We start from the raw sequence: 17,741 nt of genomic DNA, 5'->3' as shown, positions 1-17,741 counted from the left end.
GGAGAGTGTAGATTTTTGGGACCTAAAGTATGTTGTTTGCTGGTCAACGTGATATAATTAAAACATTAAATTTAAATGAGTAGATGTGCAAGCAGCATCAAGTTTTTGAGCAACAGCTTGAAGGAGGATTGCTTTGTGTCAGATTTAAAAGTAAAAGTGACGGACTTAAATAAAAGTTTCGGCGATAACCATGTTTTGAAGGGAATCAATTTCGAAGTTAAAAATAATGAAGTGGTTGTTTTAATTGGCCCTTCAGGTTCGGGAAAAAGTACGTTACTTCGGTGCTTAAACCGCCTGGAAGATCCTACATCCGGTTCAATTGAAATCGATGGTGTCGATATTAGTCAGCCTAAAGTTGATATTGATCAAGCCCGTGAAAATATTGGGATGGTTTTCCAGCATTTTAATTTATTTAATAACTTAACAGTCGGTGAAAATATTACTTTAGCACCAGTCCAATTGGGTAAGATGGATAAAGAAACTGCGGAAAAAACCGCTCAAAAACTGTTAAAAACGGTGGGCTTATCGGATAAGTATCATGCTACTCCAGCTTCTTTATCAGGTGGACAAAAACAACGAGTCGCTATCGCTCGGGCGTTAGCTATGAACCCAGACATTATGTTATTTGACGAACCAACCTCAGCACTTGATCCAGAAATGGTGGGCGATGTGTTGGAAGTTATGAAAAAGTTAGCTAAGGATGGAATGACGATGGTCGTTGTGACCCATGAAATGGGCTTCGCTAAAGAAGTAGCGGACCGCGTGATTTTTATGGATGATGGTATCGTCATGGAAGAGGGCAAGCCGCAAGAAATGTTTGCAGCACCGAAGAATGAACGGACTAAAGCCTTCTTGGATAAAGTGATCGATGTTTAATTTAGCAGCAGATCTGCTTGTTTTGCATCAGAATTGATGTTAGAGATAGAGGTCAGTTGAAAGTGGAGGAACTCAGAATGTTAAAAGTGATTTTAGTTATGCATGATTTGGAACACAACGACTATTATCGGATGAATAAGACATATTTTGAAAGTATGCCGGTGGCTGGACAGTATATCTACAATACGGATGCAAATGCATATTTAGTAGAAGAAGTTGTTTCTTTTGCAGGGTATGTTTCCAGCAAGGGAGCAATTGCCGTAATAGTTGTGACACCGGCTGAAAAGGATCTACCGGTGAGCGAGATTTATGGCTTAGATATTGAAGAAGATTTGGATGATTAAGATGGATAATAACAATAATGGTAGGCAGCCAATCATTCATTTTTATCTAGTTCGTCACGGACAAACTAAAGTGAATCGGTTAGTGCGGTTGCAGGGAGCGACAAACTCGGCCTTGACTGTTCGCGGGATCAAAGATGCCAGACAGTTAGGACGACGACTATCAGAGATTAAATTTAGTGCGGTATTCGCTAGTAATTTACGACGGACACAGGAGACTGCTGATAATATTATCCAGATGAACCGTTTTCCGGATCCGCCTAGTTTTTATTTGAGTGATTTAAAGGAATTTGATTTTGGCAAATATGAAGAAGCTAGGAAACGCACATTGATTCCCAACGCCTTACGAGCTTTAGGACCTTTTCAAATTATACGGACGGCGTTAGGCAATCACCATGCGAATGGGTTAGTTGATTTATTTGACGGCATGGCGAATAATATTCCGCTAGAATCTAGTGAAGAACTCAGTTTACGAATGCGCCGGACCTTACAAGCAATTGGGAATACCTATGAACAAGACCAGCAGGAACATAATATTTTGATCGTGACGCATGGATTGATCCTATCATCTTTTATAGAAAGCTTAGATGGCAGCGTACCGTTGTTTCTGATCAAAAATACGAATGTCGTGCGGATCGATTATGAGCAAGGAAAATTTGTGATCCGAACTAAGAATTTTCAAGGCAAAAAGAAGTGATAACCATGAATCCTAAAACTACTAACTTACTGCATGAATTAGTTTCTAAGGGAATTGTTCCAGGTGTTTCCTATGCAATGATTCATGAGGGACAGTTACAAACAGAAGTTTTTGGGGCAAAACAGACTTTTCCAACAATTGAAAAATTAACGCCTAGTTTGCTCTATGATGTTGCTTCGCTTACCAAAGTGGTTTGTGCCACACCCTTGATTTTAAAATTATTTGAGGAACATAAGGTCGGCTTAGAACAGCCAATTTGTCAATTATTGCCGCGTTTTTCGGATCCACGTGTGACGGTTAGGCACTTGTTGACCCATACTTCAGCAATTACTGGTTACATTCCTAATCGTGACCAACTAAATGCAGACGAATTGCTGACGGCAATTTATGAACAACTGCACGTGGGCGACTGGTTGGGAGAAAAAGTAGTTTATACTGATATTGGGATGATCTTGCTCGGACAAATCATTGAACAAATTTATCAGCAGCCAGTGCAACAGGTTTTTGCTCAGGAAATTTTGGCTCCACTAGGTTTAAGCGAAAGTACTTTTCATCCCGACCAGCAGGAATGTGTGCCAACCTCTTATGACCAGGTCCGGGGTTTGATCAAAGGTGAGGTCCACGATCCTAAGGCCTATGTTTTAGGCCAGCATTGTGCTTCGGCAGGGCTGTTTATGACTTTAAATGATGTCACCAAGGATGTGTTATGGCTGCTGGGAGAGCGAAAACCAGGGGTGCTCTTGAGTGAGAAGACCATCGACTCATTATTTACTGATTGGACGCCAAATCATCAAGGTCAACGTTCCTTAGGCTTTGACTTATTAGCGGCACCTGAAGGACACTGGTGTCTTTATCATACTGGCTATACTGGGACTTTTGTTGTGGTCGATCGAGTCAAACAAGACGGTTTAGTGGTCTTAACTAATCGAGTTCATCCGCGCCAGCAGAATAGTCAATTTTTGCGGGCACGAGATGAGTTATTACAGGTTTATTTAGCAGAAAAATAGAAAAAAGACAGCGTTGATCTGGGAAAATTGGGATCACGCTGTCTTTTTGTTGAGATTAACGGGTTTCAAGGTTGTCAAAAGTTTCACAAATAGGTAAAATGAAAGTGCAATAAAAAAGGAGCGGATCAAATTGACTGAACCATTATTTTTAAAGCCTTATTTTCAAGAAAAAATTTGGGGTGGGTCTCGCCTCGCTAGTGAATATGGTTATGATATTCCTAGTGACCATACTGGTGAATGTTGGGCAATTTCTGGACATACACATGGGCCAGCAACCGTGATCAACGGGCCATACCAGGGACAAACTGTGATACAGTTATGGGATGAACACCGCGAATTATTTGGCAACGCTAAGGGTGATGTGTTCCCATTATTAACTAAAATTTTGGATGCGCGTGAAGATCTATCTGTCCAGGTCCATCCTGATGATGCTTACGCTGAGGAACATGAAGGCGAATTAGGCAAAACTGAATGCTGGTACGTTTTAGCTGCTGAACCAGGGGCAGAAATGATTTATGGTCATCATGCCTCAACTAAAGAAGAATTAACTGAGATGATCAATAATCATGAATGGGATAAACTATTTAGATATGTCCCGGTTAAACCGGGCGATTTCTTGTATGTTCCAAGTGGAACGATTCATGCGATCGGTCAGGGGATCATGGTCTTAGAAACACAACAAAGCAGTGATACGACTTATCGACTGTACGATTTTGACCGGGTTGATCAAAAGACAGGGAAAAAGCGTGAACTGCATTTGCAACAGTCGATCGATTGTACCAATGTTCCATTTGTAGAACCTAAATTAAATCGTGAGGAATATCAAGTTGGTGATGCAGAGGTCACACGCTTTGTTGCGACCGAATTCTTTGCAGTTTACAAATGGCAGCTTGCTGGCGGGACTGCCGAATTTGAACGACAAGCAGCACCGTATACTTTAGTTTCAGTCCTTGATGGTGCGGGGGAGCTGCAAGTCGATGGGCAAACTTATCCACTGAAAAAAGGGGTCCACTTTATTTTGCCAGCTGAAATTACAACTTGGAAGTTTAGCGGCAACTTAACGATGATTGCTTCGGAACCAGGCCAAAAAGCTTAACAGCCAGACCTTAAGTTACTGAGATTTATTGATCATGCCAGAGGTCAAAAGACACTCAATAAGTTAGTAGATCACAATTAAATTTAGCACAAATAAGCTCCCCTGAAAGATGATTTAAGATCGACATCTTTTTCAGGGGAGCTTATTTGTGTTTAGTAAGTTGGTTTGATTTCTAACGCTTCTTGCTTCGAGAAATCAGCTGTTGGATATTTTCGTTTTAAAGCAGTTAATAACATTTCTTTAGCTAGTTGACCGTTGCGAGCTAGGATCGGGCCGTGGAAATAGGAACAATACACGTTATTGTAAATTGCGCCTTCTCCGCCGTCTTCACCATTATTACCATGACCAGTCAGCACGGTGCCTAGCGGCTTTTCGCCTGCGCCTAAATAAGTCACACCATTATGATTTTCAAAGCCATGATAGGTAGTCTGGCTAACTTCATTTTTAATGGTAATGTCGCCAATAAAGCGGTGATTATCCTGGCTCTTGGTATAGTGCGGTAATGCCGAGATCCCAGCGATTTTTTGACCGTCAGCACCAATGTAGTATTGGCCTAATAATTGGTAACCGCCGCAGATTGCCAAACCAGGACCGCCATCTTCGATAAATTTGATGAGTTGGTCTTTTTTAGCCTGGATATCCTTGGAAACAATCATTTGTTCATAGTCTTGACCGCCGCCGAAAAAGAAAAGGTCGTATTTGTCAGCGTCAAATGGTTCATCTAAGGAAACAACGTCCGCTTCAAGTGAGACCCCCATTTGTTTAGCATAGTACTGCAGAGTTAAAATATTGCCGATATCGCCGTAGGTATTGAGTAAATCACCATAAAGGTGGGCCAGTTTTAATGAATATTCCATTAATCCATTCCTCCTTTAATATAACCTTGTTGGGCTAACATTTTACGCAGCTGTAAGACCGCCGTGTAAGTTGCTAGGACATAAACGTGGTCAGTTGGCATTTGTTTGATTTTTTGCAAAACTTTTTCTAAATCTTCTTCTTGGTCAAAGTTGGCTTCAGGAACACCAGCGACCCGTAAGCGGAAGGTAATGTCCTTGTAGCGTTCGCCCCCGGTCAAAATGGCGGGAATCCTGTCAAAGGGCAAGTCTTCAAAACGACCATCCCAGATCCAACTAGTGTCAATTCCATCGGCATAGTTAGCATTTAATAAGATTGCTAGAGAGAACGGTTCTGAGTCACTCTTGATCATTTGTAAGACCTGGTCTAAACCGACCGGGTTTTTAACTAAAATTAAAGTGACTTCTTTACCATCAACATTAACAACTTCTTGACGACCAAAGACTTTACTATTGGGGTCATCTAACGCTGTGACCGCCGTCTGTGGGTCAACCTCTAAAAAGGCGCCAATTGTATAAGCTGCCAAGGCATTGTAAATGTTGTAAGTTCCGCCAATATGGATCGTCATTTCGTGACCATCGATCATAAAGGTTGAAGATTGTGGTGTTTGCTGACTTAAATCCGTGACCTGATACTGTAATTCTGGCCGTTTAAAACCACAATTAGGGCAATAATACTTACCTAAATTACTGTAGATCCGATTCTTAAAGTGTAAAATATGCTGGCACTTGGGACACAGTAGTCCATCAGTGTTAGCTGGCGCCATTTGTTCATGATCTTCTTGGTGGTTAAAACCATAGTAGATCACCGGATTCGGTAAGTCCTGACTATTAAAAATGGGTGCATCCCCGTTCGCGATGACTGTTGCTGTGGGATGCATTTTAATGCCTTCCAAGATCTTGGCGTAGGTGGTGTAGATTTCACCATAACGGTCCATTTGATCACGGAAGAGGTTAGTTAAGACAAAAGCAGCTGGTTTGAGATATTTAGAAATAATGGGGACGTTAGCTTCATCAGTTTCCAAAACTGCGATTTTTTTACCCTGTTTATTTTTTTTGTTAGTTAAAAAGGCAGTAACGATACCTTGTTTCATATTTGAACCGCTGGGATTAGTTAAAATCTTGCCGTATTTGGCTTGTAGGACTTTCACTGTTAAAGCGGTGGTTAAAGTTTTTCCGTTCGTACCAGTGATAATTACGATTTCGTAGTCTTTAGCTAAGTCTCGCAAAACATCTGGATCGATTGAAAGTGTAATTTTGCCGGGTAAAGAAGTTCCTCCATGCATAAAATTATGTAAGAACCAGTATGAAGATTTGCCGGCTGTAATTGCTAACGAGCTTTTCAGCGTCATTGATTCATTCCTCCACTTCCAAAATAATGTAAATTAATTTAATTGATTAAAAGTTATCATATGGTATCTTACCATAAATTTAGCAGTGAGAGCGGAGCTTTTACTTTTTTTAAGTTCTTTCAAGGTACGTGGCTCCACCGCAAGCAAGATTTGAAAGTGACTAATTTAATTTGTCAGGAACAGATGAAATTTTTGTGAAAATCATATATACTAGAAAATGAAGTTTTTTGGGGAGATGAGAGAGTGGCACAGTTATTTTTTCGTTATGGTGCGATGAACAGCGGCAAATCAATTGAGATTTTAAAAGTCGCTCATAATTATGAAGAACAAAATAAAAAAGTCTTAATTTGCACGAGCGGATTAGATGATCGTGAAGGTGTGGGCTATATTGCCAGCCGCGTGGGTTTAAAGCGGACAGCTGTGCCGATTTTTAATGAAACCGACGTTTTTGACTTAGTTCAAAATGGCGAAACTGAAATTGCCTGTGTTTTAGTTGACGAAGCACAGTTTTTACAAAAACATCATATTGTGGAATTAACTAAGATCGTGGATCAGCTGCACATTCCAGTCATGACGTTTGGGTTGAAGAATGATTTTCGGAATGAGTTATTTGAAGGTTCAAAGTACTTATTACTCTATGCCGATAAAATTGAAGAAATGAAGACAATTTGCTGGTTCTGTAATAAAAAAGCAATTATGAATTTGCGGATGAATGATTGTTCGCCGGTTTATAATGGTGAACAAATTTTAATTGGTGGTAATGAACAGTATTTTCCTGTTTGCCGGAAACATTATTTTGCCCCGCCAGAAAAATAAATTAATTAGTTGTTGTGTTAGTTAGCTAGTAATGAGAAAAGGGGTTACTAATGGATAAGTTATTTGAAAGATTACAAATGTTAGAAGACCGTTATAGTGAATTAGCGGAATTACTTTCTGACCCAGACGTGATTTCAGATACATCACGTTTTACTGCATTGTCAAAAGAGATGGGCGATTTGCGGGATACTGTTGAAAAATTTCGGCAGTTAAAGCAAGTGCAACAAACCATCGAAGATGATGATGAAATGATGCGTGCTGGTCTAGATGATGATGAAATGAATGAAATGGTCAAAGAAGAATTGTCTGAGGCTAAAAAGCAACGCGAAGAATTAGAAGAAGAAATCAAGATTTTGTTGTTACCTAAGGACCCTAATGATGGCAAGAACATTATTATGGAAATTCGTGGGGCAGCTGGTGGTGACGAAGCCAGTTTGTTTGCGGGTGATTTGTTTAATATGTATAGCAAATACGCTGAAAAGCAGGGCTGGTCAATTGAAGTCATCGATAAAAACGTGACCGAAGTTGGCGGTTTTAAGGAAATTGCCTTGTTGATCAACGGCAGCAAAGTTTACTCGAAGCTTAAATATGAAAATGGTGCCCACCGTGTTCAACGGGTGCCATCAACTGAATCAGCTGGACGGGTCCATACTTCAACTGCGACGGTAGTTGTCATGCCTGAAGAAGAGGACGTCGAGATCGATATCGATCCTAAAGATATCCGGGTCGATGTTTACCGTTCTTCCGGTGCCGGTGGACAGCATATCAATAAGACTTCATCAGCGGTTCGAATGACTCACTTGCCAACAGGAATCGTAGTTGCGATGCAAGACCAACGTTCGCAACAACAAAACCGTGAAAAAGCGATGAAAATTTTAAAAGCTCGGGTTTATGATTACTATGCTTCTAGGGAACAGAATGAATATGATGAAAACCGGAAGTCAGCAGTGGGAACTGGGGATCGTTCAGAACGGATCCGGACTTATAACTATCCGCAAAACCGGGTCACTGATCATCGAATCGGTCTGTCCTTGAACAAATTAGACCGAATCATGAACGGTGAATTGGAACAAGTCATTGATGCGTTAGTATTATATGATCAAACGAAAGCTTTGGAGAATTTAGAAAATGAGTAATTGTCCAACTTTTTTTGAAGCTCAGCAATGGGCTTTTTCTTTTGTGAAAAAGCATAATTGTGAACCAAGTGGGGCAGACCTATTATTATCTGGTGAAATGGGCTTTTCTGCGACTGAATTTTTACTGCATTTACGGACTGAGATGCCTGCAGAAAATTGGGAGCATTTTAAGCAAAATGTTAAGTTATACTGTGAAGGGTGGCCGCCTCAATATCTCTTGGGTCAAGCCTACTTTTATGGTCTGCAGCTCAAGGTCACACTTGAGACTTTGATTCCTCGGCCAGAAACAGAAGAATTAGTAGATTGGGCTTTAAGTGATAATGATCACGCTGTGAAAAACGTGGCTGATATTGGAACTGGGACTGGGGCAATCGGCTTGGCCCTTAAAAATGAGCGTCCCAAGTGGCAGATGACTCTGACAGATATTTCTGCGGGTGCACTTGCGGTAGCTCAAGAAAATGCCGCCACGCTCGGGCTTGAGGTTTCTTTGGCTCAAGGAGACCTTTTGAGTGCACTAACAGCTGGTCCGTATGATATCATTATGTGCAACCCTCCATATATTAGTACTGATGAAAAAACAGTGATGGATAAAAGCGTGCTTGAACATGAACCGCAGTTGGCATTATTTGCGTCGGAACAAGGCTTGGCTATTTATCGACGGTTGTTTGAGCAAATTCAAGACTATCTTCGGATTGGCTCTAAACTGTATTTGGAAATCGGATATTTGCAGGGACCAACGATTGTTGCCATGGCCAAACAAGCTTTTCCTCAAGCTGAAGTAACGTTAAAAAGAGATATTACCGCACATGACCGCATGGTTCGTGTAGTTTTTAAATAGAAAGGATGAATTTATTTTATGATGATCACTAAAATCTTTACTCCCGCTGAAACCAAGCAGGCAGCTAAAGAGATCCAGTTGGGAGAGCTAGTTGCCTTCCCAACAGAAACAGTTTACGGCTTAGGCGCCGACGCTACTAATGAACAGGCAGTCAAGCGGGTTTACCTAGCTAAGGGACGTCCATCAGATAATCCATTGATCGTGACAGTTTCTTCACCAGAAATGGCTGCTGACTACATTGCCGATTATGGCGAGTTTGGTCACAAATTGATTAAGGAATTTTGGCCGGGACCATTGACGTTGATTTTTAAAATCAAGCCGGGTTCATTGTCACCAGTAGTAACTGGCGGTTTAAAAACAGCCGCTTTTCGGATGCCGGCTAATGAGACAACTCGTAAAATGATTGCCGAAGCTGGTGTGCCGATCGTTGGACCTTCCGCTAATTCATCCGGCAAACCAAGTCCAACAACGGCCCAACATGTTTTCCATGACATGGAAGGCAAAATTGCTGGGATCTTGGACGATGGCCCAACTCAATTAGGAGTTGAATCGACGATCGTTGATTTGAGTACCGCTGAACCGGCCATTTTACGTCCGGGTGGAATTACACCTGACCAAGTTGCACATGCACTTGGTCAGTCAGTGGATGCCAGCCAGCATAAAGTGGGTGCTAATGAAACACCTAAAGCACCAGGCATGAAGTATAAACACTATGCCCCAGCTGCACAGGTCTTAATTGTGCATGCTAATGATTGGGAGCAGGCCTTGAACTGGGCGAGCCAACAAAATGAGAAAGTGGGCGTAATGGCTTTGTCTGAGACACTAGCTGGTGACTTGCCAGCCAATGTTTTATCTTATGACATGGGCAATGATTTACAGACAGCCACTCATCGTTTATTTGACGGTTTGCGTTATTTTGATAATGAAGAGCCGGTTAATTGGATCTTAGCTTGCGCATTTGCGGAAGATGGCTTGGGTGCAGCTTACATGAATCGTTTGAAAAAGGCTGCTGGAGATACATTTTTTGAGAAAAAATCTTAAACCACTAGAAATATAGAGGTTTAGTCTGGTCTTTATGGACAAAGTCTATTAAAATATATAAGAGAATAATTTAAAGGAGTGTTATTGGTAATGGGAAAATTTGAAATCTTGAATCATCCTTTGATCCAGCATAAGTTAACGATTATCCGGAATGAAGAATGTGGGACCAGAGAATTTCGTCAGGTTGTCAACGAAATCGCTGAATTAATGGCTTACGAAGTTTCACGTGACATGCCTTTAGAAGATGTTGAGGTTAAAACTCCGGTTGAAACAACAACTGCTAAACAATTAGCAGGTAAAAAAGTGGTAGTTGTCCCAATTCTACGGGCTGGCTTAGGAATGGTCGACGGGATTTTAGAATTGATCCCTGCTGCTAAGGTTGGTCACATTGGGATGTATCGCGATGAAGAAACCTTACAGCCGCATGAATATTTTGTTAAAATGCCAGACGATCTGGGCAACCGTGAAATGATTATTGTTGATCCAATGCTTGCCACTGGCGGTTCTGCAATCATGGCAGTGGATGCGTTGAAAAAACGTGGGGCACAGGCAATCAAGTTTGTGTGCTTAGTTGCTGCGCCAGAAGGTGTAAAGGCATTACGTGAAGCTCACCCTGACATCGATGTCTATGCTGCTGCACTAGATGATCACTTAAATGAAGATGGTTACATTGTTCCTGGTTTAGGGGATGCCGGTGACCGTTTATTTGGTACTAAATAATAATTAAACAAGCTTGTCGGAGTAGTTCTCAACCTGAGAGAAAAACTCCGGCTTTTGTTTTTTAAAAAACAAGGTACAATAGTATTAACTAGGGTGAACAGTTTGCAATTGACGGTCTGTGAAAAATAAAGAAATCTTTTTGAAAGATGTTTCACATTTTCAGAAAATTTTTGCAAGAAAAGCTTTATTTTTACGTCTAAAAGGTGGTATGATTTCAGATGTATTCAATGATATTATATCTTGAATCAACCTGATGGTTTTACCGTAAAAGTTCAACCGTGGTGATTATAATTGAAAAGAGGTGAGACTTGGTGGATGATGGAGCAAAAATTATTACACTTTTGGGAATTCCGTTTAATGTAGGAAACTGTTTGTCTGGCCTACTGGCAGCAGCGATTGCTTTCATATTGGTTTTTACTTTTTCGAGAAATATTAAGATGAAGCCTACAGGAAAGCAGAATGCATTGGAGTGGCTGATCGATTTTACTAACAATATTGTGAAGGCTAATATTCCGAACGAACAAGGGCGTAATTATCAATTATTTGCTTTTACCCTGTTTATCTTAGTCTTTATGTCAAACCAAATTGGATTAATTTTCCAATTTAAGGTAGGTAATGTGTCATATGTTAAAAGTCCAACTGCATCACCAATGACAACATTGACTTTGGCTTTTCTAGTGATGGTCCTCTCCCATTTCTTGGGGATGACACGCTTTGGCTTTAAAGGCTACGTCAAAAACACTTTCCTTAGTCCGATGCCAGGATTGTTCCCAATTCAGTTGTTGGAACAGTTTACTAACTTCTTGACGTTGGCATTGCGTTTATACGGAAATATCTTTGCCGGTGAAGTGTTACTGTCACAAATCGGTAAGTTGGCAAAAGGCGGTTGGTTCGGATTTATCGGAGCGATTCCGCTGGACATGATTTGGCAGGGCTTTTCCGTCTTTATCGGTTCGATCCAAGCTTATGTTTTTGTCATTTTGACAATGCTGTATATTTCACAAAAGGTTGAAAAAGAATAGAATTTCATTTAATTTAAGGAGGACTTTATTATGGCAACAGGTATGGGATTAGCATTATTCGGGGCCGCACTCGCTGCAGGTTTTGCTGCGATCGGTACAAGTATTGGTAACGGTTTGGTTATTTCAAAGGTGATGGAATCAATGGCACGCCAGCCAGAACTATCTGGTCAATTAAGAACAACGATGTTTATTGGTGTCGGCTTGATCGAAGCTGTTCCGATTATCGCTGTCGTTGTTTCATTCTTAATTATTGCTAAATAATCAAGAAAAATAATTTATTTAGTTGCCAGGGGAGGTGTCAATAGATGAATTCAACGTATTTGCTTGGAGCAGCGGAACAAATTGCGTGGGGGGATTTCTTATTTTACCTCATTTTATTTGTAATTTTGATGGCATTAGTTGGACATTTCGCTTGGAATCCAATTCAAAATATGCTGCAAAAGCGTGCGGATAAGATTTCTAATGACTTGGATTCTGCCGAAGGAGCACGGTTAAAGGCTGAAAAATTAGCACAACAGCGTGAGGATGCTTTAAAGGATTCACATAATGAAGCTAATCAAATCGTGACTCGTGCCAAGGATAACGCTGAACAACAACGTTCAGTGATCGTTCAAAAGGCAAACGACGATGTTACCAGCTTAAAAGCCAACGCTCAAAAAGATATTACTCGGCAAAAACAAGAAGCCTTGGATGGCGTTAGAAATGACGTAGCAGAGTTGTCTATTGAAATAGCTTCAAAAATCATCGAAAAAGAACTTTCAGTTGATGATCAAAAAGATTTAATAGACAAATATATTGAAGGGTTGGGGAAGCAAAATGGCGCTCAGTAATGCTGAAATAGCAAGTCGTTATGGTCAGGCACTTTTCGATGTCGCTGAGTCAAAAGAAATTACTTCTCAAACCACAGCGGAGCTTGCCGAATTACAAGCAGTGATCAAAGAGCAACCTGACCTGCTCGTGTTTTTTGCGAGCCCACAGATCACGAATGAAGCAAAGAATGAAATGCTTCATGGTTTACAAACAAATGCCTCTCAGTTAGTTAACGACTTCTTACAGATGTTGTTTGACTACGGGAGAATTCAAAATGTTTCAGAGATAATAGATGAATTTAACAGATTGAATGACGAGAAAAATGGGACAGTTCGAGTAAAAGTTACGACAGCAATCGAATTGGATGATGATCAAAAAGCAAAACTTTCAGCAAAATTTGCTCAGGTTGTAGGTGCTAATAAAGTTATCCTCGAGCCGGTCGTAGACGGAAGCATTATCGGCGGCGTAATTTTACGTTCGAAGGATAATATTTACGATGGCTCGGTCAAGTCCAAAATAGACAAAATCAAACGTCTGTTACTAAATTGATTTAAAGAGGTGAGACTTTTATGAGCATTAAGGCTGAGGAAATCAGTTCACTAATTAAACAGCAATTAGCTAATTATCAAAACGAACTGACCGTTGACGAAGTGGGAACTGTTACTTATGTTGGTGATGGTATTGCACGGGCGAACGGTTTGGAAAACGCTTTGGCTGGTGAATTGTTAGAATTTCCTGATGGGACATTTGGAATGGCCCAAAACTTGGAATCTAATGACGTTGGTATCGTTATTTTAGGTTCATACAGTAATATTCGCGAAGGACAAACAGTTAAGCGTACCGGCCGCATCATGGAAGTTCCGGTAGGTGAAGAATTGATCGGACGGGTCGTTAATCCGTTAGGTCAAGCAATTGATGGACAAGGTGAGATCCACACAGGCAAAACTCGTCCAGTCGAAAAAAAGGCTCCTGGTGTTATGGAACGTCAATCAGTTTCAGAACCTTTGCAAACTGGTTTGAAAGCTATCGATGCTTTAGTTCCAATTGGCCGGGGACAGCGTGAATTGGTCATTGGTGACCGTAAAACTGGTAAGACTTCAGTCGCAGTTGACACGATCTTAAACCAAAAAGGCCAAGATATGATTTGTATCTATGTTGCGATCGGACAAAAAGAATCAACTGTTAGAACACAGGTTGAAACTTTGAAGAAGTTCGGTGCCATGGACTACACGATCGTTGTTTCAGCTGGTCCTTCTTCTCCAGCACCCTTGCTATGGTTAGCTCCATATGCAGGTGCAGCGATGGGTGAAGAATTCATGTACAATGGCAAACATGTTTTGATCATTTATGATGATTTGACAAAACAGGCGGATGCATACCGTGAACTGTCATTGATCTTGAGAAGACCGCCTGGTCGTGAAGCTTATCCTGGTGATGTTTTCTACTTGCATTCACGTTTATTGGAACGTGCTGCTAAGTTGAACGATGAATTGGGCGGCGGTTCAATGACTGCTTTACCATTTATCGAAACTAAAGCCGGGGACGTTTCTGCTTATATTCCAACTAACGTGATCTCCATCACTGATGGTCAGATCTTCTTGGATAGTGATAACTTCTATTCAGGTGTTCGTCCTGCGATCGATGCCGGAACTTCTGTTTCCCGTGTTGGTGGTGACGCACAGATCAAAGCGATGAAGAAGGTTGCCGGAACATTACGTTTGGACCTGGCTTCATATCGTGAATTGGAATCATTTGCACAGTTTGGCTCTGACTTGGATGAAGCCACCCAAGCGAAGTTAAACCGTGGACGTCGGACTGTGGAAGTATTGAAACAACCATTGCATGCACCACTGGCTGTTGAAAAACAGGTTGTGATCTTGTATGCCTTGACTCATGGCTTCCTAGATACTGTTGTTGTTGACGATATCTTAAACTATCAGGATCGGTTATTTGAATTTATGGATAATAATCATGCTGAATTGTTGCAAGAGATCGCAACTACAGGTCAATTACCTGATACAGATAAATTAGATGCCGCAATTTCAGAATTTGCGGAAAGCTATCAAGCTAGTCAGAAATAGAAAGGGCGGTGACAACTGATGCCAGCATCTTTACAAGAGGTTAAACGACGGATCACCTCCACCAAAAAGACCGGTCAGATCACAACTGCAATGCAGATGGTCTCGACTGCGAAGCTGAATCAGATTCAAAAGCATACAGCCTCTTATCAGGTCTATGCTGCGAAAATTAGGAATGTCATCACCCATCTGGCAGCTTCACATTTGCTTGATGATGTTGAAGCACCTGAGACGGTGGAAAAAGGCAAAGTCAATTCATTATCGATGTTAGACAAGCGACCAGTTAAAAAGACTGGTTTGGTTGTGATCACATCTGATCGAGGATTAGTTGGTAGTTACAATAGTAACGTTATCAAACAGACTTTAAGCCTGATCACTAAAAATAATCACTCTAAAGAAGACGTCGAAATTATTGCAATTGGCGGAACTGGTGCGGATTTCTTCAAAAAGCGCGGCTATGACATTCTCTATGAGTATCGTGAATTAGATGATGTGCCAACCTTTAGAGAAGTTCGTCCAATCGTGCGGGCAATCTTAAAGATGTTTGAAGCAGAGAAGTTTGATGAATTGTTTGTTTGTTACAATCATTTTGTGAACTCTTTGACTTCATCATTTCGTGGAGAGCAAATGCTGCCGATTGCAGCTGAAAATCTTGGGAGTGATCAGCTAGATGCAACCGATGATTCTGGTTATAATTACGAATATGACACAGAACCGTCAGAGGATGCGATCTTAGAAGTGATCTTACCGCAGTATGCTGAAAGCTTACTTTATGGAGCAATGTTGGATGCGAAAACATCAGAACATGCTTCTAGCTCGACTGCAATGCGCTCAGCTTCTGATAACGCTGATGACATCATTGCAAAACTAGAGCTGCAATATAACCGAGCTCGTCAGAGTGCGATTACAACTGAAATCACCGAAATTACTGGTGCTCAGGCAGCTTTAGAGTAGAATAGGAGGAATTAACGAATGAGTTCTGGTAAAGTTGTTCAAGTTATCGGACCTGTTATCGATGTACAATTCCCTCTTAATGATTCTTTACCTGACATTAACAATGCGTTGACTGTTGACCGTGATGATGGTACACAACTAGTGATGGAAGTTGCCCTAGAATTGGGTGACGGTGTCATGCGTACGATCGCCATGGATTCATCTGACGGTTTAAAACGTGGTGCAACTGTCGTTGACACTGGTTCTTCAATCAGTGTTCCAGTTGGTAAAGATACACTTGGACGTGTGTTCAATGTTTTAGGGGATGCCATTGATAATGGCCCTGAATTCGATGCAGATCACCGTCGCGACCCAATTCATCGCGATGCACCTGCATATGATGAGTTAAATACAAGTACTGAGATCTTGGAAACCGGGATCAAAGTCATCGACTTGCTTGCCCCATATGTTCGTGGTGGTAAGATTGGTTTGTTCGGTGGTGCCGGAGTTGGTAAAACCGTCTTGATTCAGGAATTAATTCACAACATTGCGCAAGAACATAATGGTATTTCTGTGTTTACCGGTGTTGGTGAAAGAACTCGTGAAGGAAATGACCTTTATTATGAAATGAAGGAGTCAGGTGTTCTCGAGAAAACGGCCATGGTCTTTGGTCAGATGAACGAGCCGCCTGGTGCCCGGATGCGTGTGGCGTTGACTGGTTTAACAATTGCGGAATATTTCCGTGATGTTGAAGGTCAAGATGTGTTGCTCTTTATTGACAACATTTTCCGCTTCACGCAGGCTGGTTCTGAAGTTTCTGCTTTGCTTGGCCGGATTCCATCAGCCGTTGGTTATCAGCCAACATTGGCAACTGAAATGGGTCAGTTACAAGAGCGGATCACTTCCACAAAGAAGGGCTCAGTTACCTCAATTCAGGCCGTTTATGTGCCTGCCGATGACTATACTGACCCTGCTCCAGCAACAACCTTTGCCCATTTGGATGCGACAACTAACTTGGAACGTTCATTGACACAACAAGGGATTTATCCAGCGGTTGATCCTTTGGCATCAACTTCTGTGGCTTTAACGCCTGAAATTGTTGGTGAAGAACATTACAAGGTCGCAACTGAAGTGCAGCATGTGTTGCAACGTTACCGTGAATTGCAAGATATTATTTCAATTCTTGGGATGGATGAATTATCTGACGAAGAAAAGGTGATCGTTGGCCGCGCTCGTCGGATCCAGTTCTTCTTATCACAAAACTTCCATGTCGCTGAAAGCTTTACTGGTCAACCAGGTGCATATGTACCTTTGGAAGAAACAGTTAAAGGCTTTAAGGACATTTTAGATGGTAAATATGATGATTTGCCTGAAGATGCTTTCCGTTCTGTAGGTCGGATCGAAGAAGTTGTTGAAAAGGCAAAGAAAATGACGCAAAACAATTAAGGAGGTAAGGTCTAATGGCTGACAAACCTGAATTAACTGTAAATGTCGTCACACCAGATGGAAGTGTGTATGAACGAACTACTGATATGGTTATTTGTAAGACCACGCAAGGTGAAATCGGGATTATGCCGAATCGCTTGCCGCTTTTGGCCTCGCTTGCCATTGATGAAATGCGCGTTCGCTTAGAAAACGGGGAATTTGATGAAGTTGCTGTGAGCGGCGGTTTCCTTGAATTTTCTAATAATACTTTGTCAGTCGTTGCTTCGGCAGCGGAACGCAAAGAAGATATTGATTCTAAACGTGCCGAACGAGCACGTGAACGAGCACAGAAACGGATCGAAAAAGCACGTCAGGCACATAATCCAGATGAATTACGCCGGGCGGAAGTTTCTTTACGTCGCGCTTTGAATCGTTTAAACATTTCAAACCATTAATTAAAAAGTCTAGTTGTCCAGTTTGGATGCTAGGCTTTTTATGTGTCCAGAGATAAGGAAGGGAACATTGGTAAATAGTGTTGATGAAATAAAAGACGCTTACAAAATATTTTTAGTGACTGGGAAACTAGGGGACTTTGTCAAATAGTGTTGATGGTCCTTGGAACTCTATCTTAAAGGTGGAGTTCTTTTTTATACTTTGATAGCTAGTTTAAAGTGCTGGGGTGTGTGGCTGGGGCCAGCC

At 41.3% G+C, this 17,741-nt stretch carries 20 protein-coding genes; 18 read left to right on the top strand and 2 right to left on the bottom strand.

Annotation, left to right across the window (positions count from 1 at the left end):
* The first annotated feature begins 135 nt into the window (after positions 1–135).
* The 5 genes from LPAF129_RS07605 to manA all read left to right on the top strand — a co-directional run bounded on the left by LPAF129_RS07605 (position 136) and on the right by manA (position 4,017).
* A complete protein-coding gene (locus LPAF129_RS07605) occupies positions 136–876 on the top strand; it encodes an amino acid ABC transporter ATP-binding protein (RefSeq protein WP_244055701.1) in 741 nt (246 codons plus the stop codon).
* 77 nt (positions 877–953) lie between these two features.
* Positions 954–1,220 (top strand): LysR family transcriptional regulator, encoded by a 267-nt coding sequence (locus tag LPAF129_RS07600; protein WP_244055692.1) that lies wholly within the window; start codon positions 954–956, stop codon positions 1,218–1,220.
* Position 1,221: 1 nt separating this feature from the next.
* A complete protein-coding gene (locus tag LPAF129_RS07595) occupies positions 1,222–1,914 on the top strand; it encodes a histidine phosphatase family protein (RefSeq protein ID WP_244055683.1) in 693 nt (230 codons plus the stop codon).
* Between the two features lie 5 nt (positions 1,915–1,919).
* A complete protein-coding gene (locus LPAF129_RS07590; protein ID WP_244055682.1) occupies positions 1,920–2,921 on the top strand; it encodes a serine hydrolase domain-containing protein in 1,002 nt (333 codons plus the stop codon).
* A 130-nt stretch (positions 2,922–3,051) separates the two neighbouring features.
* Positions 3,052–4,017, top strand: a complete 966-nt coding sequence (manA, locus tag LPAF129_RS07585; protein ID WP_244055680.1) for a mannose-6-phosphate isomerase, class I — start codon at positions 3,052–3,054, stop codon at positions 4,015–4,017.
* 152 nt (positions 4,018–4,169) lie between these two features.
* Here the strand turns inward: manA and LPAF129_RS07580 are convergent, their stop codons facing one another.
* Entirely contained in the window at positions 4,170–4,874 is a 705-nt protein-coding gene (locus LPAF129_RS07580) for a type 1 glutamine amidotransferase (RefSeq protein WP_244055672.1), read from the bottom strand.
* Positions 4,874–6,223 (bottom strand): Mur ligase family protein, encoded by a 1,350-nt coding sequence (locus LPAF129_RS07575; RefSeq protein ID WP_244055670.1) that lies wholly within the window; start codon positions 6,221–6,223, stop codon positions 4,874–4,876. The genes LPAF129_RS07580 and LPAF129_RS07575 overlap by 1 nt, the downstream gene beginning before the upstream one ends.
* Before the next feature lie 243 nt (positions 6,224–6,466).
* On the opposite strand from LPAF129_RS07575, the gene LPAF129_RS07570 reads away from it, so the two are divergent.
* The 13 genes from LPAF129_RS07570 (at position 6,467) to LPAF129_RS07510 (ending at position 17,497) form a co-directional block, all read left to right on the top strand.
* Positions 6,467–7,039, top strand: a complete 573-nt coding sequence (locus LPAF129_RS07570) for a thymidine kinase (protein ID WP_244055668.1) — start codon at positions 6,467–6,469, stop codon at positions 7,037–7,039.
* Positions 7,040–7,089: 50 nt separating this feature from the next.
* The gene (gene prfA, locus LPAF129_RS07565) at positions 7,090–8,175 is read left to right on the top strand and encodes a peptide chain release factor 1 (RefSeq protein WP_244055666.1); all 1,086 of its coding nucleotides are present in this window, start codon (positions 7,090–7,092) and stop codon (positions 8,173–8,175) included.
* Entirely contained in the window at positions 8,168–9,013 is an 846-nt protein-coding gene (gene prmC, locus LPAF129_RS07560; protein ID WP_244055664.1) for a peptide chain release factor N(5)-glutamine methyltransferase, read from the top strand. The genes prfA and prmC overlap by 8 nt, the downstream gene beginning before the upstream one ends.
* An 18-nt stretch (positions 9,014–9,031) precedes the next feature.
* Positions 9,032–10,054 (top strand): L-threonylcarbamoyladenylate synthase, encoded by a 1,023-nt coding sequence (locus LPAF129_RS07555; RefSeq protein WP_244055654.1) that lies wholly within the window; start codon positions 9,032–9,034, stop codon positions 10,052–10,054.
* A gap of 90 nt (positions 10,055–10,144) precedes the next feature.
* Positions 10,145–10,774 (top strand): uracil phosphoribosyltransferase, encoded by a 630-nt coding sequence (gene upp, locus LPAF129_RS07550; RefSeq protein WP_244055645.1) that lies wholly within the window; start codon positions 10,145–10,147, stop codon positions 10,772–10,774.
* A gap of 311 nt (positions 10,775–11,085) precedes the next feature.
* Positions 11,086–11,796: a F0F1 ATP synthase subunit A gene (gene atpB, locus LPAF129_RS07545; RefSeq protein WP_244055636.1), complete on the top strand. Its 711-nt coding sequence runs from the start codon at positions 11,086–11,088 to the stop codon at positions 11,794–11,796.
* Positions 11,797–11,826: 30 nt separating this feature from the next.
* Entirely contained in the window at positions 11,827–12,057 is a 231-nt protein-coding gene (atpE, locus tag LPAF129_RS07540; RefSeq protein ID WP_309296506.1) for a F0F1 ATP synthase subunit C, read from the top strand.
* Positions 12,058–12,101: 44 nt separating this feature from the next.
* A complete protein-coding gene (gene atpF / locus LPAF129_RS07535; protein ID WP_244055631.1) occupies positions 12,102–12,626 on the top strand; it encodes a F0F1 ATP synthase subunit B in 525 nt (174 codons plus the stop codon).
* Entirely contained in the window at positions 12,613–13,155 is a 543-nt protein-coding gene (gene atpH, locus LPAF129_RS07530) for an ATP synthase F1 subunit delta (protein ID WP_244055626.1), read from the top strand. The genes atpF and atpH overlap by 14 nt, the downstream gene beginning before the upstream one ends.
* 20 nt (positions 13,156–13,175) lie before the next feature.
* Complete coding sequence (gene atpA / locus LPAF129_RS07525) at positions 13,176–14,687, top strand: F0F1 ATP synthase subunit alpha (protein ID WP_244055617.1); 1,512 nt, start codon at positions 13,176–13,178, stop codon at positions 14,685–14,687.
* 18 nt (positions 14,688–14,705) lie between these two features.
* Entirely contained in the window at positions 14,706–15,638 is a 933-nt protein-coding gene (locus LPAF129_RS07520; RefSeq protein ID WP_244055609.1) for a F0F1 ATP synthase subunit gamma, read from the top strand.
* Positions 15,639–15,656: 18 nt separating this feature from the next.
* On the top strand, positions 15,657–17,063 hold the full coding sequence (atpD, locus tag LPAF129_RS07515; protein ID WP_244055599.1) for a F0F1 ATP synthase subunit beta: 1,407 nt from the start codon (positions 15,657–15,659) through the stop codon (positions 17,061–17,063).
* Positions 17,064–17,077: 14 nt separating this feature from the next.
* Positions 17,078–17,497 (top strand): F0F1 ATP synthase subunit epsilon, encoded by a 420-nt coding sequence (locus tag LPAF129_RS07510; protein ID WP_244055591.1) that lies wholly within the window; start codon positions 17,078–17,080, stop codon positions 17,495–17,497.
* The last annotated feature ends 244 nt before the right edge of the window (positions 17,498–17,741 follow it).

This window comes from Ligilactobacillus pabuli (assembly GCF_022836475.1).
Lineage (GTDB): Bacteria > Bacillota > Bacilli > Lactobacillales > Lactobacillaceae > Ligilactobacillus > Ligilactobacillus pabuli.
Note: the sequence above shows the minus strand (reverse complement) of the source record. Positions and strands in the feature narration are given on the sequence as shown.

Coding starts and splice junctions, on each gene's coding strand:
- LPAF129_RS07600 (WP_244055692.1), top strand. CDS start 954: ATGTTAAAAGTGATTTTAGTTATGCATGATTTGGAACACAACGACTAT.
- LPAF129_RS07595 (WP_244055683.1), top strand. CDS start 1,222: ATGGATAATAACAATAATGGTAGGCAGCCAATCATTCATTTTTATCTA.
- LPAF129_RS07590 (WP_244055682.1), top strand. CDS start 1,920: ATGAATCCTAAAACTACTAACTTACTGCATGAATTAGTTTCTAAGGGA.
- LPAF129_RS07580 (WP_244055672.1), bottom strand. CDS start 4,874: ATGGAATATTCATTAAAACTGGCCCACCTTTATGGTGATTTACTCAAT.
- LPAF129_RS07575 (WP_244055670.1), bottom strand. CDS start 6,223: ATGACGCTGAAAAGCTCGTTAGCAATTACAGCCGGCAAATCTTCATAC.
- prfA (WP_244055666.1), top strand. CDS start 7,090: ATGGATAAGTTATTTGAAAGATTACAAATGTTAGAAGACCGTTATAGT.
- prmC (WP_244055664.1), top strand. CDS start 8,168: ATGAGTAATTGTCCAACTTTTTTTGAAGCTCAGCAATGGGCTTTTTCT.
- LPAF129_RS07555 (WP_244055654.1), top strand. CDS start 9,032: ATGATGATCACTAAAATCTTTACTCCCGCTGAAACCAAGCAGGCAGCT.
- upp (WP_244055645.1), top strand. CDS start 10,145: ATGGGAAAATTTGAAATCTTGAATCATCCTTTGATCCAGCATAAGTTA.
- atpE (WP_309296506.1), top strand. CDS start 11,827: ATGGCAACAGGTATGGGATTAGCATTATTCGGGGCCGCACTCGCTGCA.
- atpF (WP_244055631.1), top strand. CDS start 12,102: ATGAATTCAACGTATTTGCTTGGAGCAGCGGAACAAATTGCGTGGGGG.
- atpH (WP_244055626.1), top strand. CDS start 12,613: ATGGCGCTCAGTAATGCTGAAATAGCAAGTCGTTATGGTCAGGCACTT.
- atpA (WP_244055617.1), top strand. CDS start 13,176: ATGAGCATTAAGGCTGAGGAAATCAGTTCACTAATTAAACAGCAATTA.
- LPAF129_RS07520 (WP_244055609.1), top strand. CDS start 14,706: ATGCCAGCATCTTTACAAGAGGTTAAACGACGGATCACCTCCACCAAA.
- atpD (WP_244055599.1), top strand. CDS start 15,657: ATGAGTTCTGGTAAAGTTGTTCAAGTTATCGGACCTGTTATCGATGTA.
- LPAF129_RS07510 (WP_244055591.1), top strand. CDS start 17,078: ATGGCTGACAAACCTGAATTAACTGTAAATGTCGTCACACCAGATGGA.